The organism is Martinezella sp. CNPSo 3957, assembly GCF_057784395.1.
Map to the genome: position 1 here is coordinate 375,819 of NZ_JBXSOU010000002.1, position 25,761 is coordinate 401,579.

A 25,761-nucleotide genomic window follows, 5' to 3' on the forward strand; every position below is an offset into this window, starting at 1 on the left:
CGATTTTTTATTGCTTCACGCGTTGACGCTTCGAAATTTTCTGTCTATCACTTCGGCCCATGAAAAACTCGATCGTTCTTATCGTGGTGGGAAGGCGCATGGGCAGGATGGTGTAACCATCCGGCGATAGCCACCCATGCGCTAGATGACAGGCTCCCGAAGGGGCCTTTTTTTATGCCCGAAATCGAGATTTCATCTTTCCAAACCTCCAGCAGACAGCGGAACAAACGTATGACCGGCACAGATAATCAGGCGAGCGGCAATCGAATGACAGGCGCGGAGATCGTGTTGCAGGCGCTCAAGGACAACGGCGTCGAACACATCTTCGGTTATCCGGGCGGCGCTGTGCTTCCGATCTATGACGAGATCTTCCAGCAGGACGACATCAAGCACATTCTCGTCCGCCACGAGCAGGGCGCCGGCCATGCGGCCGAAGGCTATGCCCGCTCCACCGGGAAAGTCGGCGTCATGCTGGTCACCTCCGGTCCCGGTGCGACCAATGCGGTCACGCCGCTGCAGGACGCCTTGATGGATTCGATTCCGCTCGTCTGCCTCAGTGGTCAGGTTCCGACCACGCTGATCGGCTCCGATGCGTTCCAGGAATGCGATACGGTCGGGATCACGCGTCCCTGCACCAAGCACAACTGGCTGGTCAAGGATGTCAACGAACTGGCCGCCGTCATCCACGAAGCCTTCCGCATCGCGCAGTCAGGCCGTCCCGGTCCTGTCGTTGTCGACATTCCGAAGGACATTCAGTTTGCGACCGGCACCTATACGCCGCCGGAAGCCCATGATGTCCAGAAGAGCTATCAGCCGAAGATCCAGGGCGATCTCAACAAGATTCACCAGGCGATCGAGCTGATGAAGAATGCCCGTCGTCCGGTCATCTATTCCGGCGGCGGCGTCGTCAACTCCGGTCTAGAAGCTTCCAAGCTGCTGCGCGAGCTGGTCGAGCTGACAAATTTCCCGATCACGTCGACGCTGATGGGCCTCGGCGCCTACCCGGCATCGGGCAAGAGCTGGCTCGGCATGCTCGGCATGCACGGTTCCTACGAAGCCAATATGGCGATGCATGATTGCGACGTCATGGTCTGCATCGGCGCGCGCTTCGACGATCGCATTACCGGCCGTCTCAATGCCTTCTCGCCGAATTCGAAGAAGATCCATATCGATATCGATCCGTCCTCGATCAACAAGAACGTTCACGTCGATATCGGCATTCTCGGTGATGTCGGCAATGTTCTGGAAGACATGGTTCGCCTGTGGCGCGCCCTGCCGCAAAAGCCTGCGGCGGACCGCCTCGGTGACTGGTGGGCCGATGTTGCGCGCTGGCGTGCGCGCAACTCGTTCGCCTACAAGCCGAGCGACGACGTCATCATGCCGCAATATGCGATCCAGCGCCTTTATGAGCTGACCAAGCATCGCGATACCTACATCACGACCGAAGTCGGTCAACACCAGATGTGGGCGGCGCAGTTCTACGGCTTCGAACAACCGAACCGCTGGATGACCTCGGGCGGTCTCGGAACCATGGGCTACGGCCTGCCGGCTGCGCTCGGCGTTCAGATCGCTCATCCGGAGAGCCTGGTTATCGACATTGCTGGCGATGCCTCGATCCAGATGTGCATTCAGGAAATGTCGGCCGCGATCCAGCACAATGCGCCGATCAAGATCTTCATCCTGAACAACCAATACATGGGCATGGTTCGCCAGTGGCAGCAGTTGCTGCACGGCAACCGCCTGTCCAATTCCTATACGGAAGCGATGCCCGATTTCGTCAAGCTTGCGGAAGCCTATGGCGCCGTCGGCCTGCGTTGCGAGAAGCCGGGTGACCTCGATGCCGCCATCCAGGAAATGATCGACGTCAACAAGCCGGTCATCTTCGATTGCCGTGTCGCCAATCTCGCCAACTGCTTCCCGATGATCCCCTCGGGCAAGGCACATAATGAGATGCTGCTGCCGGATGAGGCGACCGATGAGGCTGTCGCCAACGCGATCGACGCTAAGGGTCGCCAGCTGGTTTGATCGATAGCCGGGCGCGGCACAAGCTGCGCCCGGCCGATCTCGCTGGCATACCGAACAAGAACCGAGGAAACGGAACAAGGATCATGAACGCACACCTTCAACCCACGGGCTCTGCCTACTTCATTTCGCCGGAAACCGCGACGGCTGAGAGCCACACGCTTTCGGTGCTTGTCGACAACGAGCCCGGCGTTCTGGCCCGCGTCATCGGCCTTTTCTCCGGCCGTGGCTACAACATCGAAAGCCTTACAGTTTCCGAGACCGAGCATCAGGCGCATCTGTCGCGCATCACCATCGTGACTCGCGGCACGCCGCAGGTGCTGGAGCAGATCAAGGCACAGCTCGAGCGTATCGTTCCCGTACACCGCGTCGTCGACCTGACGGTGCGCGCCCGCGAACTCGGCCAGGAGCGGCCGATCGAGCGCGAAGTGGCGCTGCTGAAGGTGACCGGAAGCGGCGAAATGCGCGCCGAAACCCTGCGGCTCGCCGACGCATTCCACGCCAAGGTGGTGGATGCGACCGTCGAGCACTTCATTCTCGAAATCACCGGCAAGTCCTCGAAGATCGACCAGTTCATCGCCATCGTCAAGCCGCTCGGCCTCATCGAAGTCTGCCGCACCGGCATCGCCGCGATGAATCGCGGCTCGCAGGGGATGTAACGCCCCCCCATTATTGACCGGCTTGCGGGCGTCGCCTAGCCTTTGCGACGCTCGGGCCGATCGACGGCTTGATTTATACGGGGGTAGCAGAGGTGGCGGCCGTCGCTGGCGAGATTTTTCCCGATATCGGCGAAAAGCCTTGGCATCCGCCGGCGGACATGCGGCTCGGCGCTGCCTTCTTCGTGCGCAATGATTTCCCCTGGCTCAATCAATATTTCGGGAAGCAGAAGCTTGCCTCGGTTGTTTCGCCCGGCATAGGCGGCATCGTTTCCTGGGGTGGCCGCATATCGGCCAAGGTGGCGGCCAGGATTGCGCGGTTTCGCGGATTGCGTCACTGGCATCTGGAGGACGGCTTTCTGCGGTCGATGGGGCTCGGCAAGTCCGGCGCTATTCCGCTATCCATCGTTATCGACGATCTTGGTCTGCCCGTCGATGCAAACAGCCCGTCGCGGCTTGAGCGGCTGATAGAGGGTGCTGGGGAGGCGGGAGAGCTCGGCCGCGCAATTCGCGAGCAGATCGTTCTTAACAAGCTCTCGAAATATAATCATCTTCCTCATCGATCGCCTCACATCGAGCAGACGACCAAGCGGCGCATTCTGCTGGTCGATCAGGTCGTGGGCGACGTTTCTGTCGGTCGGGCGCTCGGCTCAAAAGTCTCCTTTGAGAAGATGCTCGCCGATGCGCTGGCAACCGATGCGCAATGCCTGATCCGGACCCATCCGGATGTCATGGCCGGGCTTCGCAAGGGGTATCTCACGGGTGGCGCCTCGAAAGGTGATGCAATCCTAGTCGATGACGAGGTATCCGTGGCGTCAATCCTTGACGTCGTGGACGAGGTCTGGACGGTTTCCAGCCAGTTTGGCTTCGATGCGCTTCTGCGCGGCATTCCAGTTCGCTGTTATGCCGCGCCCTTTTATGCGGGCTGGGGCGTGACCGAGGATCATTTCGGCGTTTACACCAAGGCCGCGCTTGCCGGGCGTCGAACAAAGCTAAGGACGGTCGATCAGATCGCCGCCGCCGCTTTTTCACTTTATCCGACCTATCGCGATCCGGCCGACTGGCGCGAGATCGACGTCTTCCGGGCGATCGAGCTGATCGTCGCGCAGCAGAAGGCGGCCGACTGAACCTACAGCATGTCCAGGGACTTCTTTCGCGACGGCGGCGGGAAGGCGGCATCGAGCACGGCCCAATCCTCATCTGTAATATCGACATCGATCGAGTCGCGGTTTTCCTCGATGCGCTGTGCGTTCGAGGATTTCGGGATCGATATGACGCCATCGCGCTCCAGCAGAAAGGCGAGGGCGATCTGGGCTGGGGTCGCCTGGTAAGTCTTAGCGACGCGGATCAGCTCGGGATGATGCAGCAGCCGGCCTTGCTCGATCGGCGAATAGGCCATGATTGGAATGCTGCGCTCCTGGCACCAGGGCAAGAGGTCGTATTCGATGCCGCGTCGGGAGAGATTGTAGAGCACCTGATTGGCGGCGACATTGCCGCCGTTCGGCACGGAGAGCAGTTCGTCCATATCATCAATGTCGAAATTCGACACGCCCCAGGCCTCGATCTTGCCCGCAGCCTTCAGACCTTCGAAGGCTTCCACGGTCTCTTCAAGCGGATAGTTGCCACGCCAATGCAGTAGATAGAGATCGATGCGATCGGTATTCAGGCGCTTCAGGCTGCGTTCGCAGGCTTCGACCGCGCCTTTGCGGCTGGCATTGGCGGGATAGACCTTGCTGACAAGAAAAACCTCGTCGCGACGGCCTTCGATCGCCTTGCCGACGATTTCCTCCGAACCGCCGTCTGCGTACATCTCAGCCGTATCGATCAGAGTCATGCCGAGATCGAGGCCGGTCTTGAGGCTGGCGATCTCATCCCTGGCGCTTGCGCTATTCTCGCCCATATTCCACGTTCCCTGGCCAAGCGCGGGAACCTGGATGCCAGAAGGAAGGGTGACGGTTGGGATGGGCTCGCGCATGGTCATTCCTCACTGCAGAAAACCGAAGGATAGGAGCATTCAACCGGATTTCAATCGACATCCGTCATGTCACCGTGACAATCACCCTATGGCTTTCGTATGGCTGGCAAACTAATGTCCGATCAAGATGCGCTGTCATATTCCACGCGCATGAAGACGAATTTCGGATGCCGCCTTATCACGATACGGTGTCCCGGGAGGCATCATGGCGCTGGATACATTTCTGGCTCTTCTACTTTTCGCATTTACAACCTCAATCACGCCCGGGCCGAACAACATGATGTTGTTTGCCTCAGGTGTGAACTTCGGTTTCCGTCGCACCGTTCCACACATGCTCGGCATCGGCGTCGGCTTTTTTGTGCTGCTGATTGCCGTGGGATTGGGATTGGGTGCGCTGCTGCACACGGTGCCGGTGCTCTATACCGCGCTTAAATTCGCCGGCGGAGCTTACCTTGTCTGGATTGCCTGGAAGATCGGCACCTCGCGCAGCCTGAGCGAGGCGGAAAGCGATGCAAAGCCGATGAGTTTCATCAGCGCTGCTGCGTTCCAATGGGTCAACCCCAAGGCGTGGGTGATGGCCGTCACCGCCATGGCTACTTACACTAACGAGCAGCTCTATCTCTTCACTGTCCTTCTCGTCGGGTTCGCGTTTGCCGCTGTGAACGTCGCCAGCGTATCGACCTGGGCCGGCTTCGGTTCCGTCCTGCGCGATTGGCTCTCCGATCCCGTCCGGCTGAAATGGTTCAACATAACCATGGCCGTTCTGCTGGTGCTCAGTCTCTGGCCGATGCTAAAGTAGGCGCAAAGAGACAGGAGGCGGCCATGTCCCACGACCACTCGCATGATGAAGACGATCATCACGATGACCATCACCACGACAACCATTATTCGGACATGCAGGCGCGGGTGAGGGCGCTGGAAACGCTGCTGACGGAAAAGGGGTTGATCGATCCGGCAGCGATCGACCGCATCGTCGAGATATATGAGACAAAGGTCGGGCCGCGTAACGGCGCGCAGGTCGTTGCGAAAGCCTGGAGCGATCCTGATTTCGCCGACTGGCTACGGCGCGACGCGACAGCGGCGATCGCAAGTCTCTGTTTTACAGGTCGTCAAGGCGAGCATATGCGTGCGGTGTTCAATACGCCGGAAACGCACAACCTGATCGTCTGCACACTCTGCTCCTGCTATCCCTGGGCCGTGCTCGGGCTGCCGCCGGTCTGGTATAAGGCGCCAGCCTATCGTTCGCGTGCGGTGATCGACCCGCGCGGCGTGCTCGCCGAATTCGGCCTGACGTTGCCGCAGGAAACGAAAATCCGGGTATGGGATTCGACGGCGGAACTTCGCTATCTAGTGATCCCTGAGCGACCGGCCGGTTCCGAAGGCATGGACGAGGCGGCGCTCGCAGATCTCGTCAGCCGCGACGCGATGATCGGCACGGCGGTCGTCAGAATGCCGGAGGCAGGGCTGTGAACGGGCCGCACGATCTTGGCGGCCAGATGGGCTTCGGCCCGGTCGCACCGGAGCCGAACGAGCCCTATTTCCATGCGGAATGGGAAAAGCGCGCGCTCGGCATCACGCTCTCCTGCGGCGCCTTCGGCGCCTGGACGATCGACGAGAGCCGGCATGCGCGCGAAAACATTCCGCCGGCCGACTATCTGGGTGCCAGCTACTACGAGATCTGGACCCGCGCAGTCGATATGCTGCTGGAGCGGCATGGTTTTGCCACGGCGGAGGAGCTGCGCACCGGTCGTTCGCTCGAACAGGGCAGGGTGCCGAAGCGGATTTTGAAGGCTGACATGGTCGATGGCGTCTTGGCCAAGGGCGGCCCCTGCGATCGACCGCTCGATACCGCACCGCTTTTTGCCGTCGGCGATCATGTGCGCACCAAGAACTTCAATCCGACCGGTCATACCAGATTGCCGCGCTACGCGCGCGCCAAAATCGGTGTCGTTGAGGCCGTGCAGGGCTCTTTCGTCTTTCCCGACGACAATGCCCATGGCCGCGGGGAAAATCCGCAATGGGTTTACACGGTCGTCTTCGATGGCGCCGAGATCTGGGGCGATGGCGCCGATCCCTCTCTGACGGTTTCGATCGATGCCTGGGAGAGCTATCTTGAGCGCATGTGAGATCGCATCGCCTTTGACGCAATCGCCGCAGTTGCCGAAATCTGCCGACGGGGAGCCGGTTTTTCCCGAACCCTGGGCGGCAGAGGCTTTCGCCATGACAGTTCATCTGCATGAGAAAGGTCTGTTTGCCTGGAGCGAATGGGCTGAGCAGTTGTCGGCGGAACTGCACAAGCCGGGCCGAGCGATTGACGGCAGCGATTATTTCGATTGCTGGGTGGCTGCTCTGTCTGGCTTGCTCGTGTCGAAGGGTATCGCGGATGCCGATGCGATCCTAGCTCTGCAGCAAAGCTGGCAACGTGCGGCGGAGGCAACGCCGCATGGCAAGCCGATCGCGCTGGAGAATGATCCTCGACGTTAGAAGGCGGGCTTGCCTGGAACCATCCTTACCGTTCGAGGCTTCGGTCTGCGACCTCCGCACCTTAGGATAAGGATGGAGCGAGTGTCGAATTCCATGAAAGCTCACCTGATCGGCCTGCGCAAAAAGATTAGCCCTCATGGTGAGGAGGCCAAGGGGCCGTCTCGAACCACGAGGGCGGGCGGGTGGCCCCTATCTAAATGTCCTATGCGAGTGTCCCGCCGGTGTCAGGAAGAGAACTGCTTGTAGCACTCGTCCGCCACCTGCCGCAGCATGTCGCGCGAGATTTCGCCTGTCACGGCATAGCCGAGATTGCCGTCGATCCAGTAGAAGGTCTCGACGGGTTTGTCGCTGGCGAAGCGGAAGCTGGTCGTGGTGTTGCCACTATTGCGCCCCACCAGCACGGTCAGGCGCTGGCCGCTGGCATTTTCATACATGAACAGGGCTCCGGGCGTACCATTGATTGGCAGCAGCCGGCCGCCGACGAGCTGGAAGCCCAGTTTTTGCAGGCTCGGCACCTTGAGGCCAGCGACATTCATGCGCTTCCCGAGCCAAGTGGCAAGATGTGCCTCCTGATCCGCGCCGACTTCGACGGGATGGCGAACATCGCTGGCATAGACGACGAAGGCCGAGCGTGCTTGCTGCGGCAGGGCTTCGATTGATGTCAGCTGCAATTCGGGTCTGGCAAAAAGATCAGGGCCGAAGTGGCCGGCCGCAGCACCGGCGATGAAGAGCGCCAATGAGGCGGCAAGCATCCTCAGCTTGGGGCTTCGTTGCGGGGCAAACGCCTGTGCGGCCGATGAGGTTCTGCTCTTCAAAATGAGGTCTGTGTCACCATCTCTCGATACCGCATAAGGGGAGAACATGGCCCGGATGTCATGGTTCTGGGCCTGCCATGCAGCCACGGAAGCAGCCTCTTCAGGATTTTCTGCCAGCCATCCCTCCAGTTCCGCCTGTTTTTCCGGCGGCAGAAGACCATCAGCAAAAGCGTGAAGATCCGCTTCGGTCACGGTCGGTTTGTGTTCGTTCATTTTGGTCTCCGAAGCGTGACAACATTGTCTGCATTCAGCAGGCTCGTCATCTTCTGGCGGGCGCGTGACAGGCGCGACATGACTGTGCCGATCGGGATATCGAGCATGTCGGCGACATCCTGATAGCTGTAGCCCTCGACGACGACGAGCATCAGCACCGCGCGATAGTCTTCGCCGAGGCTGTTCAGTGCCGTTTCGAGGCGCGATCGCTGTAGCGGATCGTTATCCGTTTCGTCAGCCGGCAGATGGCTGTTGTCATCGATATCGACGAAGCTGCGGCCGCCCTGCTGGCGCCGCTCGTTGCGGTAAAGATTGGTCATGATGGTGAAGATCCAGCCGCGCAGGTTCAGTCCGCGCCATTGGCCGCGGCGGGTCAGAACCTTCTCGACACAATCCTGAAGCAGGTCCTCGCCATCGGCATCCGACCGGGCGAGGCTGCGCGAATAGCGTCGCAGCGAGGGGAGGAGCGCCAGCACCTCCGCCTCGAAACTATCGGGCGCTGGGGAGGATCCCGCCGCGCCGTTTCCGGTCCGATCAGGGCCGTGCGACATCCCAGACGCCCTTGAAGCCGTCACCGGCGATATCACCGGACTTTGCGTCCTTGACGAAGAAATAGAGCGGCATGCCGTCCTTTGCCCACTGTTTCATCCCGTCCTTGCGGGTAATGATCGAGTATGCACCCTCGGCCTTGGCTTTGCCATCGGCCATGAGCGGCGGCCAGGCCTTTGCGCAATCGCCGTTGCAATTGGATTCGCCCGGCTTGTCGTTCTTGAACGTGTAGAGCGTCTTGCCGTTTTCGCCGGCCAGCACCTTGCCCTTGGCGCTTTCGACCGTCTTGACGGGCGCGGCGGCGAAGGCGGCGGTGGCAAAGGCCGATGCCGCAGCGAGCGCGGCCAGGAAACTCAGGGTCTTCATGATGTCTCTCCTCGGGTGGGTGAACGATGGTCGTCCAGGCCTCGCATTTTGCGTTGCCGGACATGAGACACGCCTCCTCGGGATTTTATTCCCAGCTCGCCGGGTATTTTTTACTGCTTGCTTCCATTAGCCGAATCCTGCCAAGTCGAGCCATGCAATTCGCGCCGCAACAAGATGAAGCGCTCAAGGCCGTCGCAAACTGGCTGAAAGAGGGGCGCTCGCCGTTGTTTCGTCTGTTCGGCTATGCCGGCACGGGCAAGACGACGCTTGCGCGGCATTTCGCCGAGCATGTGGATGGCGACGTGCTGTTTGCGGCCTTTACCGGCAAGGCGGCGCAGGTGCTGCGCTCGCGCGGCGCCTCGAATGCCAAGACCATCCATTCTTTGATCTACCGGCCGCGTGGCGAAGAGGCCGTAGAGGACGAGGAAACGGGTAAGACATCGATCGCCCCGATGTTCACCATCAACCGCCAGAGCCCGGTCGCAAAGGCCGCCCTGATCATCGTCGACGAATGCTCAATGGTGGACGAAGCGCTTGGCAAGGATCTGATGAGCTTCGGAACGCCCATTCTCGTGCTCGGCGATCCCGGGCAGCTGCCGCCTGTTTCCGGCGGTGGGTTCTTCACGAACGAAGAGCCGGATTATCTGCTGACGGATATTCACCGCCAGGCCCGCGACAATCCGATCATCCAGCTCGCCATGCAGGTGCGTGAAGGCAAGGAGATCATGCATGGCGACTATGGTACCGCGCAGGTGATCTCGAAGAACGAGGTCACGCAGCCGCTGGTGCTGGAGGCCGATCAGGTGCTCGTCGGCACTAATAGGACGCGGCGGCGTTACAATCAGCGCCTGCGCGAGCTTAAAGGATTTACGGCCGACTACCCGCAATCCGGCGACAAGCTGGTCTGCCTGCGCAACGATCCCGCCAAGGGGCTGCTCAACGGCTCGCTCTGGCAGGTGATGACGTCTTCCAGGGAAACGACGAAGCCCGGCATCAATCTGCTGGTGCGCCCGGAAGATGACGACATGGATCGTGGGGCGGCGAAGATCAAGCTGTTGAAACAGGCCTTTGAGGATGTCGAGGGTGAGATCCCGTGGTCGACCCGCAAGCGCTACGACGAATTCGATTACGGCTATGCGTTGACGGTGCATAAGGCCCAGGGTTCACAATGGAACAATGTCGTGCTGTTCGACGAGAGCTGGGCGTTCCGCGACACCCGCGAACGCTGGCTTTATACAGCCATTACCCGCGCCGCAGAGACGCTGACGATCGTCCGCTAGTGGCTTCGAGCTCATGGATGGGGCGTCGCTATGTGGTGACACGTGCGCCGTGTTGCCATCAAAGTTTTGCATGGAACGATGTCGGAATCTCGTTGGTTTTGTTGGCCGTAATGGCATAAAACGACACTACCATCCGCTTTGAAAATCAGGGATTTCGATCATGCCCGCCAAGCTTTCCGTGAACCTCAACGCCATCGCGATGCTGCGCAACCGGCGTGATCTTCCCTGGCCGAGCGTCACGGGTTTGGGCCGTATCGCGCTGGCGGCCGGCGCCAGCGGTCTGACGGTTCATCCGCGTCCCGATCAGCGGCATGTGCGCTTTTCCGATCTGCCCGAAATCCGTGCGCTGATCGATGACGAGTTTCCGGAAGCTGAGTTCAATATCGAGGGCTATCCGAGCGACGAGTTCTTCGATCTCTGTGCTTCTGCCGAGCCCGAGCAGGTGACACTCGTGCCCGATGATCCCGCACAGGCGACGTCGGACCATGGCTGGGATTTTCGCAAGAACCGAGATCTGCTGGCCGAGGTCGTCGCCAAGTACAAGACGATCGGCTGCCGCGTGTCGCTGTTTGCCGATGGCGACGGTGATGCAGAGGCCGTTAAGATCGCGAGAGAAGTTGGTGCCGACCGCATCGAGCTTTACACCGGCCCATACGGCGGCTGCTACGATGATCCGCAGAAGGCTGCCGTCATCCTCGAAGCGCTTGGCAAGACCGCCGACGCAGCTTTTGCCAACGGCCTCGACGTCAATGCTGGCCACGACTTGACCGTCGCCAACCTGCCGGCGCTGCTGAAGCGCATTCCGAAGCTCGCGGAGACCTCGATTGGCCATGGGCTGACGGCGGATGCGCTGGAATACGGTATGGCCGAGACGGTGCGCCGTTTCCGCCGGGCTTGCGGACAGGTGGTTTAAGGGGAAGAGGTTTCGGGGTTGGTCAGGCGAGGGCGTTACTGACGCGCCACGGCGCCTGCCCCTCATTTTAGCCTTCTCCCCGCTTGCGGGGAGAAGGGACGACAGCGCGCAAACGGTGCTTATTCCATTCGATTGGAGTTCATGCGTGAGGCATGAACTCCCTCTCCCCGCACGCGGGGAGAGGGCTGGGGTGGGGTGCCAGGCAAGAAGGTGCGGCAAACGAAGCCTCACCTGACCTCTTCCGAAACTCAGCCAGCCAACGCTGCCTTGTGTTCTTCAAAGAAGCTGCGCAGCGTCTGCGGCTCCTTGCCGGTCAGCTTGTTGAAGTCGTTGGTAAGAATGTCGAATTTGCCGGCGCGGGTATTGGCGTCAGCCGAGACGAGCATGTCGACCACGAATTTCGGCAGACCGGCGCCGGTGAGGCCGGCGGCAAACTGGTCGTCCGTGACCTGCACGACCTCAAGCGGACGGCCGGTGATCTTGCTGACAACGCTTGCGACGTCCTCGATGGTGACGGCGGTCGAGCCGGTCAGCGTGTAGGTGGCGCTTTCCGTTGTGTCGGATGCCAGAGCAGAGGCGATGGCGAGCGCGCAATCTTCCCGGCTGATGTTGCTGACCCGGCCGCCGCCGGTTGCCGTGTACCACTTGCCGGTTTCGAGGCTGTGCGGCAGGCCCATCAGGTAGTTGTCGAAATACCAGGCGTCGCGCAGGATCGTATAGCCGATGCCGCTTGCCTTGATTGCGTTTTCCGTTCCCAGATGGTCGGGCGCGAAGCTGACGAGCGAACCTTCGGGGGCTGGCATGGAGGTATAGAGCACATGCTTGACGCCAGCCTTCTTCGCGGCTTCGACAGCAGCCGTGTGCTGCTTCAGGCGCAGGCCGGGCACGGCCAGTGCATCGGTGCTGATGATCAGCAGACGATCGACGCCGGTAAAGGCGGCGGACAGGGAGCTGGCATCATCGAAGTCGGCCTTGCGGGTGATGACGCCCTTGGCGGCGAGATCGGCAAGCTTCTCCGGGCTGCGCGTAGCGGCGATGATGCGGCCGGGCGCGACCTTATATGTCTCCAGCAGGTGATGGATGACGCGCTGGCCAAGCTTGCCGGCGGCGCCGGTAACGAGAAGGGTGCTGCTCATATGTTTTCCCTTGTTGGGCCGCCGCACATTCGCAGGGCCTTGTTGCTCTCAAAAAGAGACTAGCACTAGAATAGGAATTGACTTTGCGGTGTAAAGGAGGCAGTTTTTCGGCTCCAAGTTACCAAAAGGGAACCGGCATGGCAGCCAGCGCCGTCGTCAATCTGCGTGACAGCATAGATCCGCCGTTACGCGACGTCGATCTCAGTAATCTCGATTTCAGCAATTGTCCCGTGCGTGACCTGATCTCGCAGATCGGCGGAAAATGGTCGGTGTTGCTGCTGGAAACGCTGGCTAAACGGCCGTACCGTTTCGGCGAGTTGCGCCGCTTAGTGCCCGATATATCCCAACGCATGCTGACACAAACGCTGCGCGACCTCCAGCGCGACGGCTACGTCGATCGTGAGGTCTTTCCCACCAAGCCGCCAAGCGTCGAATATCGCATGACGGATCTCGGCTACTCGCTTTACGAGCCGCTGGCGTTGCTTCTGAACTGGGCCGAGGCCAATCATGAGGCCGTGAAGGCCGCAAGAGCGCGTTTCGATCAATCGCCGGACTGAGCTGCCCATCGTGAAGCCTTTGAAGATCGCTATCGTCGGCGCCGGGCCTGCCGGTCTTGCCGCCTCTCTCTTTCTCACTCGTGCTGGTCATACGACCGATATCATCGAACGGTTCGATAGCCCGGCCCCCGTCGGTTCAGCGCTGATGCTGCAGCCGACCGGATTGACCGTGCTGGAATCGCTGGGGCTCGGTCCGGCGATCCATGCCGCCGGCAATCGCATCGACCGCCTGTTCGGCACGGAAACCACCCGTGGCCGCATCGTTCTCGACGTGCGCTACAATGCCTTGCCGGGCGGGCGCTATGGGCTTGGCGTTCATCGTGCCGCCCTGTTCGATACACTTTACGACGAAGTCTCCGCGCGGCAACATCCGATCCATACCGGCCAGCGTGCTATCGGTGTTGCGGAGGAGGGCGATGAGAGTTATCTCTCGGTCGAAGGGGGCGAGCGCCTCGGGCCTTACGATCTGGTCATCGACGCCAGTGGTGCACGTTCGGAACTGGTGACGGCATCGCCCGTTGCGCCGCGCGCACGAAATCTCGTCTACGGCGCCTTCTGGGCGACGCTCAACTGTCCGGATGGGCTCGTAGATCAGGCGGCGCTGACGCAGCGCTATGACAAGGCAAGCGTGATGATCGGTGTCCTGCCGATCGGCAGCAGAAGGCCGGATTTGCCGAAGCAGGCCGCTTTGTTCTGGAGCCTGAAAGTGGCGGATGCCGATGAGGTGCGCAGGCTTGGGCTCGAGCGTTGGAAACAGACGATCCGCGATTACTGGCCGGAATGCGAGCCCTTGCTGGAGCAGATCACGGATTGGGATCAGTTGACACTCGCACGCTATGCCCATCGAACTGTGATGACGCCCTATAGCGGGCGGATTGTTTTCGTTGGCGATGCAGCGCATTCCACCAGCCCGCAGCTGGGGCAGGGTGCGAACATGGCGTTGCTCGACGTGGCTGCGCTGGCGCATGCGCTTGCGAGGCATGAAACCATCGATGCTGCTCTTGCTGCCTATGCCAAGGCTCGGCGGATGCATGTGCGGCTTTTTCAGCTGCTGTCTGCGGCCTTCACGCCCTTTTACCAATCGGATTCGGCAGCATTGGCCTGGATCCGGGACCGGCTGGTTGCCACCATTGCCAAAGTGCCGCCCGCGCCGCAGATCCTGGCGGGCATCGTTTCCGGTACGCTGATCGATCCGTTCCATGGCGCAGGCTTGCGGGAATGTGACTGGCTGCGGCAGGCTGTGCCACAGCCGTCGTGATCATTTTTCCCGCTCGGTCAGATAGGCAAGCAGCGCAATGACCGGGAAGGCGACGCCGATCCAGGAGGCCATGTTCCAGCCGCCGGTGGCATAGGCCCAGCCGCCAAGCGCCGAGCCGAGGGCGCCGCCGGCGAAGAAAGTCGCCATATAGAGGCCGTTGAGACGGCTGCGATGCTCGGCGCTGAGCGCGAAGATGGCACGCTGGCCGAGCACGAGATTCGTCTGGACACCGAAGTCGAGCATGATGCCTGACAGCGTCAGCGTGATCAGCGCCAGCAGCGAGCCGCTGCCGGAAAAATGGCCGATCAGGAAGGCGATGATGGCGAGTACCAGGGCGAAGGCTGTGGCAAGCTTCGTCCAGCCGCGATCGGCAACTCGTCCGGCAATCGGCGAGGCGACGGCGCCGGCGGCTCCGGCAAGTGCGAAGAGGGCGATGCCATTTTGCGTCAGGCCGAAGGCAGGGCTTGCCAGCAGCAGCGGCGTCGTCGTCCAGAAGAGGCTGAAGGCGCCGAACATGCAGGCCTGATAGAGTGCCCGCCGCTGCAGGACTGGTGTGCGAAGCGCGAGATGCCCCATCGAAGATAGCAACTGCCCATAATGCAGTTTCGTATGGGGCACGCGGGTCGGCAGAACGAGGCGCAGGATAACGATCAGCCCGATCATGACGCCGGCCGAGATAATATAGACCGCATGCCACGACAGAAGCTCGGACAGGAAGCTCGCAGCCGGACGGGCCAGCATGATGCCGACGAGCAGGCCGCTCATGACATTGCCGACCACAGCGCCGCGGCTGGCGTCAGGCGCCATATGGGCGGCAAAGGGAACAAGGACCTGCACAGCTACGGATGCAAGGCCAATGCAGAGCGAGGCGAGCAGGAACAGCGACGGCGACCATGCGAAGGCTGCGCCGACAAGCGCGACGGCGGCAAGCGCCACCAGCGTCAGGACCAGTTTCCGGTTCTCGAGAAGATCGCCGAGTGGGACGATTAGCAGGAGGCCGAGGCCGTAGCCGATCTGGGTCAGCGTGACGATGAGGCCGGTCGCCGCAGGGCTGAAGCCGAGTGACTGGCTGATGGGGCCGGCAAGCGGCTGGCCGTAGTAGAGATTGGCGGCCACCAGCCCGCAGGCGGCGGCGAACATGAATGTCAGCAGCGGCGAAATGGTTTTTTCCGGGAGCGGCGTGCTCTCCCGTCTGGCAGCGGCAGTTGCGGGCATGTCTTGTCCTCAATAGGAGCGGGGGTTACGTTCCCCGAAATTTCAGTGAAAATCAGTTCAGCAGTTTCATGGCCGTCTCGGCAACAGCGAGCATATGTTCGGTCTTGCGGCCAGTCTTGCCGATCACGCGCATGCCCTTCGTCAGGGCCAGCAGCGTACAGGCAGTACTTTCCGGATCGACATGCTTCGATATGGAGCCATCCTCCTGTCCGAGACGGATCAAATTGAGGATGCGCCTTTCGTCGAAATCGAAGGCGACGCCGACGCGACCGGCGACTTCTTCGTCGAAAAGCGCGAGTTCGGTAGCGCTTCCGACGACAAGGCAGCCGCGGCGGCCGATCTCCCCGCATGAGGCCTCCGCGAAGAACGTCACCAAGGCACGAAGTTTTTCATGAGCATTTGGGGCTTTTGCAAGCGTCTCGTCGATGAGTTGCTGGCGGACCTGGCGATACCGGCTGAACGCGGCGAGGAAGATGCCGCGCTTATCGCCGAAAGCCTTGTAGACGCTGCCTGCCGTCAGGCCCATGGCCTCGGTCAATTCGCTAATCGAGGCGGCATAGTAGCCACGCTCGGAAAAAACGCGCAGCGCTTCGTCGAGCGCGGAATCCATGTCGAATTCCCGTGGGCGACCGCGAAGCTTCGGTGCGATGTCGAGTGTGTCTGTCGTCATGTCATTCTTTTAGGAAATGATCGTTTCCAAATCAAGCGAATTTTTGCGCCGCAGCAAGAATCGGAAGAACGTTGATTGCGACCGGTCGCGCTACTCGTGGAAAAACGCCATGTGGATCGCGTCCTTATAGCGGCCGTCGATGCGTACGGAATTGCGAGCGAGGCCCTCGCGGACGAAGCCGACTTTTTCGTAGAGCGTGATGGCCTTGTTGTTGTCGGCATGCACGCTGAGTTCGATGCGTTCCATTCCTGCATCATGCGCGGCGCGCAGCGTCGTTTCAATCAATCGACGTCCCAACCCCTGGCCGCGATAGGCGGGGATGATGCCCATGCCGAGCCGACCGGCATGGGCATGGGAAGGAAAGCCATGACGGCTGATGTCGCACCAGCCGACCACCTTCCCATCGGCCAGAGCGACGAACTGCGGATTGCCTTTTTCGATCATGCCAAGCACGAAAATGCGCGTTTCTTCAAGCGGAAAGGCTTCAAGCAGCGACAGATATTCCCGCTCACGCGCGACCGTATCGAGCGCCTTGTGAAAACCTTCGATATGCTCGGCTGATATGGGTTCTATCCGGATTTCACTACTTTCGGCCATCGCTGGTATCTCATTGCAAATCAGGGAAGCATTGAGGATATGGGTAAAACCAGAGGGTGTCCACGCTCGCAGCCAGCCGCCTGCGTTCAGAGATCGAGTTCCCACGTCTGGCCGTTCAGTTCCGGGCCGAACATGCGATGCCGTTCCTCCGCTACAAGCCTGAAGCCCGTCTTGATGTAGATCGCCCGCGCCGTATCGAGAATGTCGTTGGTCCAGAGCGAGAGTGTTCTATAGCCGGCATCGCGCGAGAAACGGATGCATTCTTCGACCAGCATCTTGCCGAGGCCGAGGCCGCGCGCTGTCTTGTCGACATAGAGCAGCCGAAGCTTTGCGATGCCGTCGCCGCCATCGGCAATCATGGCGGAGCCGACATTCAGGCCGCCTCGCTCGGCAATCCAGCATCGATCTTTTTGCGGGTTGAAATTAGACAAGAATTTACCGGCGACTTCGGCCACCAAGCCTTCGAAGCGATCGTCCCAGCCGAATTCCTCGGTGTAGAAGCGCGCCTGACTTTGTACGATCCAGCCAATGTCACCGGGACGGTGATTGCGAATGATCGCGGGCGGCGCTGCGGTTCGATCGGGGCCTAGTGTTTCCTGTATCGTCTGCATCGCTGCAACGACACGCTCGGGTTCGCCGGGCGCGAGTTTTTCGAAATATCCAGCGATCTGCGCGCGGGAGCGGCGGACGAACTCCTCGAACTGCGCCTGTCCCTTCTCGGTGACCTTTATGATCTGGCTGCGCGCATCGCTCGGGTCCGGCGTCGTTTCGATCAGCCCATCCTCGCGAAAGCGCTTGACGATGCGGCTGAGATAGGCGGGGTCGAGATGAAGCTCGCGTGTCAGCGCGGAAGCTGCGACGCCACCGCGGAAGCCGACTTCGAACAGCACGCGCACATCCGTGAGCGTATAGGGGCTGTCGAGATAGGCCTTGTTCAGGACGCCAAGAAAATTCGTGTAGAAGCGATTGAAGTCGCGGACCGCATCGATGGTGGTGAATTCGGCAGCGGCGGGCATGGCATCGTCTCCTCATATACAGAAGACGATGTCCATTAATTATTGGACTCAGTCAAGTAAATTGATTGAAGTCAGGCGGCGCAGCTGCTGCGAGCCTTTGCATCCGCAAGAGCAAAGTTTACGGCGGCTTCCGCGTGGATCGTCGTCGTGTCGAAGCCTGGCAGGATCAGCGCCTTCGGATCGAGGATGAGGCAGATCTCGGTGCAGCCGAGAATGACGCTGTCGGCGCCTTCCGCCTTGGCGCGCGCGATGATGCCGTTCAGCTTCCGGCGCGACTCGTCCTTGATGATGCCGGCGCAGAGTTCGTTGAAGATGATATCGTGCGTGACGGTGCGATCCTCGGGACCGGGCACCATGATGGAGAGGCCGTTTTCAGCCATACGCTCGGCATAGAAGCCGTGTTCCATCGTGTAGCGTGTGGCGAGCAGCAGCGGCTTGACCCTGCCGGCGGCCTTCAAGGCCGCGGCGGTCTCATCGATGATGTGGATGAGCGGAGCTGAAACGCGTTCGGCAACCTGAGGTGCGATCAGGTGCATGGTGTTGGTGCAGATGAGCACGCATTCGGCACCAGCCTTTTGCAGGCGTTCTGCCGCATCGCCGAGGCGATTGGCGGCATCGTTCCAGCGTCCAGCCTTTTGCAGCGCGACGATTTCCTCGAAATTGACGGAGTACATGACCAGTTCGGACGAGGAGAGGCCGCCCAGCCGTTCGCGGACCATTTCGTTGATCAGGCGATAATAGACTGCCGAACTCTCGAAACTCATACCGCCGATCAGGCCAATGGTGCGCATAGTGCTGTTCTCCGCTCGTGGATTTTGAATGGAGGAATAGTGCGGCGATTCACTCGCCGTATGTTTGCGTTTTTTGAAGCTTATCAGGATCTATCTGCAAATGTTTGCGCATTTTGCGATTTATGTGCAAAATATTGGCGTATATATGAGGAGTTGCCGCACATGCTTGATGAACGCGACCGAAAGATTCTCGAATTTCTGCAGGCGGATGCCGGCATCTCCGTCACCGACCTTGCCGATCGCGTTGCCCTGTCGGTGTCGGCTTGCTCGCGTCGCATACAGCGGCTTGAGGAAAGCGGGCATATCGCCCGGCGCATCGTTGTGCTCGACCGCGAGAAGATGGGCGTGCCGACCACGGTCTATGCGATGATCAAGACGGCGCATCACGCCGACGAGTGGATCGAATCCTTCCGCAAAGTCATCGGTGATATCCCTGAGATCGTGGAGGCGCATCGGCTTACCGGGAATTATGATTATATCCTCAAGATCGTCTTGCCGCGTGTCGAGCATTACGATGTCATCTATAAACAGCTCGTGCGCAAGATCGAGCTCTTCGACGTCTCGGCGTCGATCTCGATGGAGGAACTTAAAAGCGGCGCCTCCGTTCCTGTCGGGTATGCACAATAGGTGCCTTGGCCATATCGTAGCCGTGCAGAGGTGCCATGCATAAAAGATGGTTGCTGCATATCCTTCTCAACCCTACGTTTTTGAGCAGAGTTAATCGCGAGGTGTTGCCATGCAGGATCATCATGTCGTCGTGGTCGGAGGTGGCTTTGGCGGGGTGCAGCTCGCCAATGATCTGAAGGGTGCTCCCGTCCGCATCACGATGATCGATCGGCGCAATCACCACCTCTTTCAGCCACTCCTCTATCAGGTCGCAACCACTCTGCTTGCGACCTCAGAGATCGCCTGGCCGATCCGCAATTTCTTCCGCGATCGACCTGACGTGACGACCTTGCTCTGCGAGGTTGTCGGCGTCGATAGCGCGGCGCATGAGGTGCTCCTGAAGAACGGTCAGAAGATCCATTACGACACGCTGGTGCTGGCAACCGGCGCGACCCATGCCTATTTCGGCCATGACGAGTGGGAGCCGGTGGCGCCCGGATTGAAGACATTGGAGGATGCAACCACCATCCGCCGGCGGCTCTTGCTGGCCTTTGAGCAGGCGGAAATGGAAACCGACCCGGCCGTCCGTGAGGCGCTGTTGACCTTCGTCATCGTTGGCGCGGGTCCCACGGGTGTCGAGCTCGCCGGTATCATCTCCGAGCTGGCAAGGACAACACTGCCGAAGGAGTTCCGCAATATCGATACCCGCAAGGCGAAGATCATCCTCGTCGAGGCCGGCCCAAGGGTGTTGCCCGCCTTCGCGCAAGAGCTCTCCGACTATGCGCACAAGGAGCTGGAACTGCTGGGTGTCGACGTCCGCTTCGGTAGACCGGTCACCTCATGCACGGCCGAAGGCGTGACGATCGGCGACACCTTCGTGCCATGCCGTACCATCGTCTGGGCGGCGGGTGTCGAGGCGTCGCCGGCGGCGAAATGGCTTGGCATTCCAGCCGATCGTGCCGGCCGCGCCATTGTCGACAAGGATCTGAGGGCGCCGGGCGAGGAGGATATCTTCATCATCGGCGATACCGCAGCCGTCATGCGTGACGATGGCAGCCCCGTCCCGGGGATCGCTCCGGCTGCCAAGCAGCAGGGCGCTTATGTCGCCAAGGTCATCAAGGCAAAGCTTGCGGGCAGACCGTCGCCCGGACCGTTCCACTACCGCCATCAGGGCAGCCTTGCGACGATCGGCAAAAGTGCTGCGATCATCGATTTCGGCTGGATCAAGCTGAAGGGATGGCTCGCGTGGTGGGTCTGGGGGCTTGCCCACATCTATTTCCTGATCGGCGTGCGTTGGCGCATCGCCGTCGCCTGGAGCTGGCTTTGGATCTATATCAGTCGGCAGCACAGCGCCCGGCTGATCACGCAGAAGGAAACCATGCGCGAGGAATGAAAAAGGGCAGCCCTTACGGCTGCCCTTTTCGTATGAGTTGCTGCGCAATAGTGCTTATGCCAGCGAAGCGATATCGATGACGAAGCGGTAGCGGACGTCGCTCTTCAGAACGCGCTCATAGGCTTCGTTGATTTCCTGGATGTTGATCTTCTCGATCTCGGCCACGATGTTGTGCTCGCCGCAGAAGTCGAGCATTTCCTGGGTTTCCTTGATCGAGCCGATCATGGAGCCGGAGAGGCTGCGGCGGCCGGGGATCAGTGAGAAGGCATGCACCGGAACCGCATGTTCGGGAACGCCGACCAGCACCATGCTGCCATCATACTTCAACAGGTTCAGATAGGCGTTCCAGTCGATCGCCGTGCCGACCGTGTTGATGATCAGGTCGAAGGTGCCGGCGAGCTTGGTGAAGGTCTCGGCGTCGCTGGTGGCGTAGTAGTCCTTCGCGCCCAGCTTGAACCCGTCTTCCTTCTTCGACAGCGTCTGGCTCAGAACCGTGACGTCGGCGCCCATGGCATGGGCCAGCTTCACGCCCATGTGGCCGAGGCCGCCCATGCCGACGATCGCGACCTTCTTGCCTGGGCCAGCCTTCCAGTGGCGCAGCGGCGAAAAGAGTGTGATGCCGGCGCAAAGCAGTGGTGCGCCCGAATCGAGCGGAATGTTGTCGGGGAAGGAGAGGACATAGCCTTCCTTGACGACGATCGAGTCGGAGTAGCCGCCATAGGTCGGCGTCTCGCCATCGGCTTCGACATCGTTGTAGGTCTGAACGAGGCCCGGCATGTAGTGCTCATAGTCCAGGTCGCGCGTGGCGCAGGTCGTGCAGGAATTGACGAAGCAGCCGACGCCGACGCGGTCGCCGACCTTGAACTTCGTGACCTCGGAACCGACGGCGGTCACGATGCCGGCGACTTCATGGCCGGGCACCATCGGATACTTCGAGCCGCCCCATTCGTTGCGGGCCTGGTGAATGTCGGAATGGCAGACGCCGCAATATTTGACGGAGATGACAACGTCGTCCGCATTCGGGTCGCGACGCTCGAAAGTGAATGGTGTGAGCGGCTTGGACGCGTCGGTTGCTGCATAACCCTTTGCGATAGGCATGGGAGATTTCCTTATCTTTTCGGATGGGTTGGGGGTACGATTTGGATGGCCCACCATGCATCAGGTCCGGGCTACAGCGTTAGAGCGATCCTGCAAGCTTTATGTACGATCCTGCGAATCTAAATGCGCGGCAGGTCTTTCGCGATCGAACGGTGTTACCTAGATAGGCATCGATATCTGCTCGAAAACAGTTGGTTGCGCATGACACTGCCTTTCAATCCCAATCAGGAACTCGCGTCGATCGTTGCACGTTTCGCCATGAGCGACGGCGAACATCGCACGCCGATAGACAATCTTAATCTCTATCGGCAGTCGGCCGCGACCGTGTGGCAGCATGGGGCTTATCGGCCCTGTTTTGCAATCGTAGTTCAGGGGCGCAAGAACCTGACAATCGGCGCCGAGACCTACAATTATGGTGTCGGCGAATATATTTTGACCGCGCTCGACCTTCCGGTATCGACGCAGGTCACCAATGTCGGCAGCGATACGCCTTATCTTTGTTTTGGTATGGCGCTCGACAGCGAACGGTTGAAGGAGCTCCTGTCGCGCGTCAGCATTCCGCGTCAGGCGTTGACCGAGCCTGTGCGCGGAATTGCGGTCAATGCCGCCTCGCCGGAACTGCTCGATGCCTCGCTGCGGCTGCTCCGATTGCTTGATCGGCCCGAAGATATTCCAGCCATGGCGCCTTTAATCGAGCAGGAAATCCTCTATCGCCTGCTGACCGGTCCGAACGGCCCTCGGCTGCTGCAGATCGCGATGGCGGAGAGCCAGAGCAACCGGGTGGCGCGTGCCGTCGCCTGGCTCCGCGGCAACTATACGCAGCCGTTGCGCATCGAAGAGCTCGCCGAGCGCGTCGGCATGAGCGTTTCGTCGCTGCATCACCATTTCAAGACTGTCACGGCACTATCACCGATGCAGTATCAGAAGCAGCTTCGGCTTCATGAGGCGCGGCGCCTTATGATCGTCGAGCAGCTAGATGTCGGATCGGCAGGCCATCGTGTCGGATATCAAAGTCCATCGCAATTCAGCCGGGAGTACAGCCGCCTTTATGGCCTGCCGCCGCTGAAGGATGTCGAGGCGATGCGCAATGGCGTGGTTGCCGCCGAGTAGGTCTCCGGCCGACGGCAGTTAGCTGATCGGCGCGTTGCAGCTGCCGCCATTCCATGTGTAGCTCGGCGTGACGTCCTGCGGCCCCCACAGACCTTCGAAACGATGATAGGCGGCATCGAAGCGGATTGTCAGCAAACCCATTCCATATTTGTCAAACCATCGCAGTGTTCGCACTCTGCCGGGTGTCGTTCCGATTTCCGAGAGGGTGCCGACCGTTGTCTCGCCATCGTCTTTAAAACGATAGGTCCCAGCTATGTGGCCCTTCGCATCGACTTGGAGCGACGTTTCGAGATCGACCAACCGATCGCTGGAGAGAAGCTTGCCGCAATAGTGCCCGGCGGGACGCGCTAGGGATTTTGACGCTGCATCCGCCGGTACGGGTAAATGAAATAGTCCGCTCGCAAAACAGATTCCAGCAATCCAGTTGATTGCCTGGCGTTTACCCTTTTCCATGCATCCGACGCGCCAGGCTGGCGCCGCTTTATAAGATTGATTGACCAGGGGTTTCACCGAACGATCTCGCAGCAATAGAGGCCGACATGATCTATCTATTGTGCGCTCGCCATGACAAGTGTCCTCCGTTTTTTTAACGCGGTGCAGCAACGAATTCCGCTTGACGGCTGCATCGGTGTCCTGCATAAAGCGCCACGAACCGTACCGTACGGTACGCATTTGGGAGTAACCATCGTGCTGAGCGAAGCAGGACAGTCGAGCGAGTTTTCGCCGCGCCAGAACGCCGTTCTGGAACAGGCGCTGCGTCTGCTCGTCGATGGCGGCGAGAAGGCGCTAACGACCTCCGGCGTCGCGCGCGCCGCCAATTGCTCGAAGGAAAGTCTTTACAAGTGGTTCGGCGACCGGGACGGCTTGCTATCGGCGATGATCACCTATCAGGCCAGCAAGGTTCGCACCTTCGAGCGCAATGGCGAGCGGCTGAATACGACAAGCCTGCATGATCATCTTGTCGTTTTCGCCCGCGACCTGCTGGAGGTTCTGGCTGGCGACGTTTCACTCGCGTTGAATCGTCTGGCAATCGGCCAGTCGAACCGCGACGGCTCCAAGCTCGGCAAGCTCCTGCTGGAGCGCGGCCGCCGGCAGATCGACCGCCGCGCCATCGGTCTCATCGATGCCGGCAAGCGGGCAGGGCTGCTGCGCTTTATCGATGCCGACGAAGCATATCACACGCTTTACGGGCTCATCGTCTCCGATCTGCATGTGCGCATGCTGCTCGGCGAGCCCGGTTTGAAGGATACGAGCCGTCAGGCTGAGAAGGCGGTCAGCGCCTTCCTCAAGCTTTACGGCACGGAAAAGGTATTGGCGGAAGCGGCAGCGACCGTCTGACAATTTAAAATCTGCACCCAGACAAGCAAAGGGAAGGACAAACAATGCGCGTCTATTACGATCGTGATGCCGATCTCAACCTCATCAAGTCGAAGAAAGTCGCCGTCATCGGCTATGGTTCGCAGGGCCGCGCTCACGCGCTGAACCTGAAGGACAGCGGCGCACAGAACCTTGTGATCGCGCTGAAGGCCGGTTCCCCCACGGTCAAGAAGGCCGAAGCCGACGGCTTCAAGGTCATGACCGTTGCCGAAGCTGCTGCCTGGGCCGACCTGATGATGATGGCGACCCCGGACGAACTGCAGGCCGACATCTACAAGGCCGATATTGCTCCGAACATCCGCGACGGCGCTGCGATCGCTTTCGCCCACGGCCTCAACGTCCACTTCGGCCTCATCGAGCCGAAGGCTTCGGTCGACGTCGTCATGATCGCTCCGAAGGGCCCGGGCCACACGGTTCGCGGCGAATACCAGAAGGGCGGCGGCGTTCCTTGCCTCGTTGCCGTTCACCAGAACGCTTCCGGCAACGCCCTTGAACTCGCTCTCTCCTACGCTTGCGGCGTCGGCGGCGGCCGTTCGGGCATCATCGAAACCAACTTCCGCGAAGAGTGCGAAACCGACCTCTTCGGCGAACAGGTCGTTCTCTGCGGCGGTCTCGTCGAGCTCATCCGCGCCGGCTTCGAAACGCTTGTTGAGGCCGGCTACGCTCCGGAAATGGCCTACTTCGAGTGCCTGCACGAAGTGAAGCTGATCGTCGACCTGATCTATGAAGGCGGCATCGCCAACATGAACTACTCGATCTCGAACACGGCCGAGTGGGGCGAATACGTCACCGGCCCGCGCATCATCACCGAAGAGACCAAGGCTGAGATGAAGCGCGTCCTCAAGGACATCCAGACCGGCAAGTTCACCTCCGAGTGGATGCAGGAATACCGTTCGGGTGCTGCCCGCTTCAAGGGTATCCGCCGCAACAACGACAGCCACCAGATCGAAGAAGTCGGCGCCAAACTGCGTGGCATGATGCCTTGGATCGGCAAGAACAAGCTGGTCGACAAGTCGGTCAACTAAGCTTTCGGCGTGAGCCGGACTGGAGGGCCGGGGCGAGAGCTCCGGCCGTTCTACTTTTGAGCTTTGACGTAAAGCCATCTTGTCGGTTCGCCATCGAAGCCGCCGCCATCCGCTTCAGTCATTGTAATGTTTCTCCATCCTCCGGCGCTCAGCATAGCCTCAAGCCATACGGCGGAAGGATAGTTGTAGTAACGTCCGAACTTGTCATGCCCATCCGCTTCTCCGGCCTTGAAGCTGGCGTGGAAGATGCCACCCATTTTCAGGGCGCGCAAAATGCGGTCGAAGACATCCGGCAGCACTGATCGCGGAACATGTAGGAGGCTGGCCTCCGCCCATATGCCGTCGAAGATTTCGGTGGCGTCCAAGACTTCGAAACGCATCACTCGAACGGGCTTGCCGAGACGCTTTTCCGCTTCCCTCGCAAGCTCGGCTGAACCGTCCGTCGGCGTGACGTCGAAGCCGCGCGACATCATGTAGGCGGCATCGTGTCCACCGCCGCAACCCAATTCGAGGATGGTTGCGCGGGCGGGCAGGGCGGTCAGAAAGGCGTCCAGCCTTTGGCGCGGCAGCCGGCGTTCACGCGCCGCGTAGATGGCGGCGTTGTCGGTATAGAAGGACGATGTCGGGTCGGTGCTCATG

General features: G+C 60.3%; 29 protein-coding genes. 16 read left to right on the forward strand and 13 right to left on the reverse strand.

The genetic code is table 11. From position 1 onward, the window contains the following. The first annotated feature begins 231 nt into the window (after positions 1-231). From AC13QE_RS07000 to AC13QE_RS07010, 3 genes are all read left to right on the forward strand, one after another. A complete protein-coding gene (locus tag AC13QE_RS07000) occupies positions 232-2,025 on the forward strand; it encodes an acetolactate synthase 3 large subunit (protein ID WP_488483138.1) in 1,794 nt (597 codons plus the stop codon). An 83-nt stretch (positions 2,026-2,108) separates the two neighbouring features. Next, on the forward strand, positions 2,109-2,681 hold the full coding sequence (ilvN, locus tag AC13QE_RS07005) for an acetolactate synthase small subunit (protein WP_488483139.1): 573 nt from the start codon (positions 2,109-2,111) through the stop codon (positions 2,679-2,681). 92 nt (positions 2,682-2,773) lie between these two features. Further along, entirely contained in the window at positions 2,774-3,805 is a 1,032-nt protein-coding gene (locus AC13QE_RS07010) for a capsular polysaccharide export protein, LipB/KpsS family (RefSeq protein WP_488483140.1), read from the forward strand. Positions 3,806-3,807: 2 nt separating this feature from the next. Here the strand turns inward: AC13QE_RS07010 and AC13QE_RS07015 are convergent, their stop codons facing one another. Beyond that, entirely contained in the window at positions 3,808-4,653 is an 846-nt protein-coding gene (locus tag AC13QE_RS07015) for an aldo/keto reductase (RefSeq protein WP_488483141.1), read from the reverse strand. Between the two features lie 205 nt (positions 4,654-4,858). Here AC13QE_RS07015 and AC13QE_RS07020 point away from each other — a divergent pair, with 205 nt between their 5' ends. Genes AC13QE_RS07020 through AC13QE_RS07035 form a run of 4 tightly spaced genes read left to right on the forward strand, consistent with a single transcriptional unit; the run spans position 4,859 to position 7,137 of the window. Further along, positions 4,859-5,452, forward strand: coding sequence for a LysE family translocator (locus AC13QE_RS07020; RefSeq protein ID WP_488483142.1), 594 nt, complete (start codon positions 4,859-4,861; stop codon positions 5,450-5,452). A gap of 23 nt (positions 5,453-5,475) precedes the next feature. Then, entirely contained in the window at positions 5,476-6,123 is a 648-nt protein-coding gene (nthA, locus tag AC13QE_RS07025; RefSeq protein WP_488483143.1) for a nitrile hydratase subunit alpha, read from the forward strand. Then, positions 6,120-6,779, forward strand: coding sequence for a nitrile hydratase subunit beta (gene nthB, locus AC13QE_RS07030; protein ID WP_132716941.1), 660 nt, complete (start codon positions 6,120-6,122; stop codon positions 6,777-6,779). The genes nthA and nthB overlap by 4 nt, the downstream gene beginning before the upstream one ends. Then, on the forward strand, positions 6,766-7,137 hold the full coding sequence (locus tag AC13QE_RS07035) for a nitrile hydratase accessory protein (protein ID WP_132716940.1): 372 nt from the start codon (positions 6,766-6,768) through the stop codon (positions 7,135-7,137). Before nthB ends, AC13QE_RS07035 begins: the two co-directional genes overlap by 14 nt. 224 nt (positions 7,138-7,361) lie before the next feature. Here the strand turns inward: AC13QE_RS07035 and AC13QE_RS07040 are convergent, their stop codons facing one another. The 3 genes from AC13QE_RS07040 to AC13QE_RS07050 are packed head-to-tail and all read right to left on the reverse strand — an operon-like array spanning position 7,362 to position 9,080. Then, the gene (locus AC13QE_RS07040; protein WP_488483144.1) at positions 7,362-8,165 is read right to left on the reverse strand and encodes an anti-sigma factor family protein; all 804 of its coding nucleotides are present in this window, start codon (positions 8,163-8,165) and stop codon (positions 7,362-7,364) included. After that, positions 8,162-8,716, reverse strand: coding sequence for an RNA polymerase sigma factor (locus tag AC13QE_RS07045; RefSeq protein ID WP_132716938.1), 555 nt, complete (start codon positions 8,714-8,716; stop codon positions 8,162-8,164). Before AC13QE_RS07045 ends, AC13QE_RS07040 begins: the two co-directional genes overlap by 4 nt. After that, positions 8,700-9,080, reverse strand: coding sequence for a COG4315 family predicted lipoprotein (locus AC13QE_RS07050; protein ID WP_488483145.1), 381 nt, complete (start codon positions 9,078-9,080; stop codon positions 8,700-8,702). The genes AC13QE_RS07045 and AC13QE_RS07050 overlap by 17 nt, the downstream gene beginning before the upstream one ends. Positions 9,081-9,232: 152 nt before the next feature. On the opposite strand from AC13QE_RS07050, the gene AC13QE_RS07055 reads away from it, so the two are divergent. Together AC13QE_RS07055 and AC13QE_RS07060 are read left to right on the forward strand one after the other, a co-directional pair. Further along, positions 9,233-10,360, forward strand: a complete 1,128-nt coding sequence (locus AC13QE_RS07055; protein WP_112398953.1) for an ATP-dependent DNA helicase — start codon at positions 9,233-9,235, stop codon at positions 10,358-10,360. A 160-nt stretch (positions 10,361-10,520) separates the two neighbouring features. Next, positions 10,521-11,273: a pyridoxine 5'-phosphate synthase gene (locus AC13QE_RS07060; RefSeq protein ID WP_488483146.1), complete on the forward strand. Its 753-nt coding sequence runs from the start codon at positions 10,521-10,523 to the stop codon at positions 11,271-11,273. A 248-nt stretch (positions 11,274-11,521) separates the two neighbouring features. Here the strand turns inward: AC13QE_RS07060 and AC13QE_RS07065 are convergent, their stop codons facing one another. Continuing rightward, entirely contained in the window at positions 11,522-12,409 is an 888-nt protein-coding gene (locus tag AC13QE_RS07065) for an SDR family oxidoreductase (RefSeq protein ID WP_488483147.1), read from the reverse strand. Positions 12,410-12,546: 137 nt separating this feature from the next. Here AC13QE_RS07065 and AC13QE_RS07070 point away from each other — a divergent pair, with 137 nt between their 5' ends. Together AC13QE_RS07070 and AC13QE_RS07075 are read left to right on the forward strand one after the other, a co-directional pair. Beyond that, entirely contained in the window at positions 12,547-12,966 is a 420-nt protein-coding gene (locus tag AC13QE_RS07070) for a winged helix-turn-helix transcriptional regulator (RefSeq protein ID WP_285171430.1), read from the forward strand. Positions 12,967-12,976: 10 nt separating this feature from the next. Then, complete coding sequence (locus tag AC13QE_RS07075; protein WP_488483148.1) at positions 12,977-14,224, forward strand: FAD-dependent oxidoreductase; 1,248 nt, start codon at positions 12,977-12,979, stop codon at positions 14,222-14,224. Here AC13QE_RS07075 and AC13QE_RS07080 read toward each other — a convergent pair whose 3' ends face one another. The 5 genes from AC13QE_RS07080 to AC13QE_RS07100 all read right to left on the reverse strand — a co-directional run bounded on the left by AC13QE_RS07080 (position 14,225) and on the right by AC13QE_RS07100 (position 18,513). Further along, positions 14,225-15,439, reverse strand: coding sequence for an MFS transporter (locus tag AC13QE_RS07080; RefSeq protein WP_488483149.1), 1,215 nt, complete (start codon positions 15,437-15,439; stop codon positions 14,225-14,227). Between the two features lie 52 nt (positions 15,440-15,491). Further along, positions 15,492-16,109, reverse strand: a complete 618-nt coding sequence (locus tag AC13QE_RS07085) for a TetR/AcrR family transcriptional regulator (RefSeq protein ID WP_488483150.1) — start codon at positions 16,107-16,109, stop codon at positions 15,492-15,494. A gap of 90 nt (positions 16,110-16,199) precedes the next feature. After that, entirely contained in the window at positions 16,200-16,706 is a 507-nt protein-coding gene (locus tag AC13QE_RS07090; RefSeq protein WP_488483151.1) for a GNAT family N-acetyltransferase, read from the reverse strand. Between the two features lie 86 nt (positions 16,707-16,792). Next, positions 16,793-17,722 (reverse strand): bifunctional helix-turn-helix transcriptional regulator/GNAT family N-acetyltransferase, encoded by a 930-nt coding sequence (locus tag AC13QE_RS07095; protein WP_488483152.1) that lies wholly within the window; start codon positions 17,720-17,722, stop codon positions 16,793-16,795. Positions 17,723-17,793: 71 nt separating this feature from the next. Continuing rightward, entirely contained in the window at positions 17,794-18,513 is a 720-nt protein-coding gene (locus AC13QE_RS07100) for an aspartate/glutamate racemase family protein (protein WP_488483153.1), read from the reverse strand. Between the two features lie 162 nt (positions 18,514-18,675). Between AC13QE_RS07100 and AC13QE_RS07105 the strand changes: the two genes are divergently transcribed. Continuing rightward, entirely contained in the window at positions 18,676-19,140 is a 465-nt protein-coding gene (locus AC13QE_RS07105; RefSeq protein ID WP_488483154.1) for an Lrp/AsnC family transcriptional regulator, read from the forward strand. A 109-nt stretch (positions 19,141-19,249) separates the two neighbouring features. Then, the gene (locus tag AC13QE_RS07110; protein ID WP_488483155.1) at positions 19,250-20,512 is read left to right on the forward strand and encodes an NAD(P)/FAD-dependent oxidoreductase; all 1,263 of its coding nucleotides are present in this window, start codon (positions 19,250-19,252) and stop codon (positions 20,510-20,512) included. A gap of 54 nt (positions 20,513-20,566) precedes the next feature. On the opposite strand, the gene AC13QE_RS07115 is transcribed toward AC13QE_RS07110, so the two are convergent. Beyond that, complete coding sequence (locus tag AC13QE_RS07115; RefSeq protein WP_488483156.1) at positions 20,567-21,610, reverse strand: NAD(P)-dependent alcohol dehydrogenase; 1,044 nt, start codon at positions 21,608-21,610, stop codon at positions 20,567-20,569. A gap of 201 nt (positions 21,611-21,811) precedes the next feature. On the opposite strand from AC13QE_RS07115, the gene AC13QE_RS07120 reads away from it, so the two are divergent. Next, a complete protein-coding gene (locus AC13QE_RS07120; protein WP_488483157.1) occupies positions 21,812-22,720 on the forward strand; it encodes an AraC family transcriptional regulator in 909 nt (302 codons plus the stop codon). Between the two features lie 18 nt (positions 22,721-22,738). On the opposite strand, the gene AC13QE_RS07125 is transcribed toward AC13QE_RS07120, so the two are convergent. Next, complete coding sequence (locus AC13QE_RS07125; RefSeq protein WP_488483158.1) at positions 22,739-23,230, reverse strand: hypothetical protein; 492 nt, start codon at positions 23,228-23,230, stop codon at positions 22,739-22,741. 177 nt (positions 23,231-23,407) lie between these two features. Here AC13QE_RS07125 and AC13QE_RS07130 point away from each other — a divergent pair, with 177 nt between their 5' ends. Beyond that, positions 23,408-24,058 carry a TetR/AcrR family transcriptional regulator gene (locus tag AC13QE_RS07130; protein WP_132716924.1) on the forward strand — a complete coding sequence of 217 codons (651 nt, stop codon included), beginning with the start codon at positions 23,408-23,410 and terminating at the stop codon, positions 24,056-24,058. A 44-nt stretch (positions 24,059-24,102) separates the two neighbouring features. Continuing rightward, positions 24,103-25,122, forward strand: a complete 1,020-nt coding sequence (gene ilvC, locus AC13QE_RS07135; protein ID WP_015340257.1) for a ketol-acid reductoisomerase — start codon at positions 24,103-24,105, stop codon at positions 25,120-25,122. Between the two features lie 50 nt (positions 25,123-25,172). Here ilvC and AC13QE_RS07140 read toward each other — a convergent pair whose 3' ends face one another. Beyond that, complete coding sequence (locus tag AC13QE_RS07140) at positions 25,173-25,760, reverse strand: class I SAM-dependent methyltransferase (protein WP_488483159.1); 588 nt, start codon at positions 25,758-25,760, stop codon at positions 25,173-25,175. Between the last annotated feature and the right edge of the window lies 1 nt (position 25,761).

Coding starts and splice junctions, on each gene's coding strand:
- AC13QE_RS07000 (WP_488483138.1), top strand. CDS start 232: ATGACCGGCACAGATAATCAGGCGAGCGGCAATCGAATGACAGGCGCG.
- ilvN (WP_488483139.1), top strand. CDS start 2,109: ATGAACGCACACCTTCAACCCACGGGCTCTGCCTACTTCATTTCGCCG.
- AC13QE_RS07015 (WP_488483141.1), bottom strand. CDS start 4,653: ATGCGCGAGCCCATCCCAACCGTCACCCTTCCTTCTGGCATCCAGGTT.
- AC13QE_RS07020 (WP_488483142.1), top strand. CDS start 4,859: ATGGCGCTGGATACATTTCTGGCTCTTCTACTTTTCGCATTTACAACC.
- nthA (WP_488483143.1), top strand. CDS start 5,476: ATGTCCCACGACCACTCGCATGATGAAGACGATCATCACGATGACCAT.
- AC13QE_RS07040 (WP_488483144.1), bottom strand. CDS start 8,165: ATGAACGAACACAAACCGACCGTGACCGAAGCGGATCTTCACGCTTTT.
- AC13QE_RS07045 (WP_132716938.1), bottom strand. CDS start 8,716: ATGTCGCACGGCCCTGATCGGACCGGAAACGGCGCGGCGGGATCCTCC.
- AC13QE_RS07050 (WP_488483145.1), bottom strand. CDS start 9,080: ATGAAGACCCTGAGTTTCCTGGCCGCGCTCGCTGCGGCATCGGCCTTT.
- AC13QE_RS07055 (WP_112398953.1), top strand. CDS start 9,233: ATGCAATTCGCGCCGCAACAAGATGAAGCGCTCAAGGCCGTCGCAAAC.
- AC13QE_RS07060 (WP_488483146.1), top strand. CDS start 10,521: ATGCCCGCCAAGCTTTCCGTGAACCTCAACGCCATCGCGATGCTGCGC.
- AC13QE_RS07065 (WP_488483147.1), bottom strand. CDS start 12,409: ATGAGCAGCACCCTTCTCGTTACCGGCGCCGCCGGCAAGCTTGGCCAG.
- AC13QE_RS07070 (WP_285171430.1), top strand. CDS start 12,547: ATGGCAGCCAGCGCCGTCGTCAATCTGCGTGACAGCATAGATCCGCCG.
- AC13QE_RS07080 (WP_488483149.1), bottom strand. CDS start 15,439: ATGCCCGCAACTGCCGCTGCCAGACGGGAGAGCACGCCGCTCCCGGAA.
- AC13QE_RS07085 (WP_488483150.1), bottom strand. CDS start 16,109: ATGACGACAGACACACTCGACATCGCACCGAAGCTTCGCGGTCGCCCA.
- AC13QE_RS07090 (WP_488483151.1), bottom strand. CDS start 16,706: ATGGCCGAAAGTAGTGAAATCCGGATAGAACCCATATCAGCCGAGCAT.
- AC13QE_RS07095 (WP_488483152.1), bottom strand. CDS start 17,722: ATGCCCGCCGCTGCCGAATTCACCACCATCGATGCGGTCCGCGACTTC.
- AC13QE_RS07100 (WP_488483153.1), bottom strand. CDS start 18,513: ATGCGCACCATTGGCCTGATCGGCGGTATGAGTTTCGAGAGTTCGGCA.
- AC13QE_RS07105 (WP_488483154.1), top strand. CDS start 18,676: ATGCTTGATGAACGCGACCGAAAGATTCTCGAATTTCTGCAGGCGGAT.
- AC13QE_RS07110 (WP_488483155.1), top strand. CDS start 19,250: ATGCAGGATCATCATGTCGTCGTGGTCGGAGGTGGCTTTGGCGGGGTG.
- AC13QE_RS07115 (WP_488483156.1), bottom strand. CDS start 21,610: ATGCCTATCGCAAAGGGTTATGCAGCAACCGACGCGTCCAAGCCGCTC.
- AC13QE_RS07120 (WP_488483157.1), top strand. CDS start 21,812: ATGACACTGCCTTTCAATCCCAATCAGGAACTCGCGTCGATCGTTGCA.
- ilvC (WP_015340257.1), top strand. CDS start 24,103: ATGCGCGTCTATTACGATCGTGATGCCGATCTCAACCTCATCAAGTCG.
- AC13QE_RS07140 (WP_488483159.1), bottom strand. CDS start 25,760: ATGAGCACCGACCCGACATCGTCCTTCTATACCGACAACGCCGCCATC.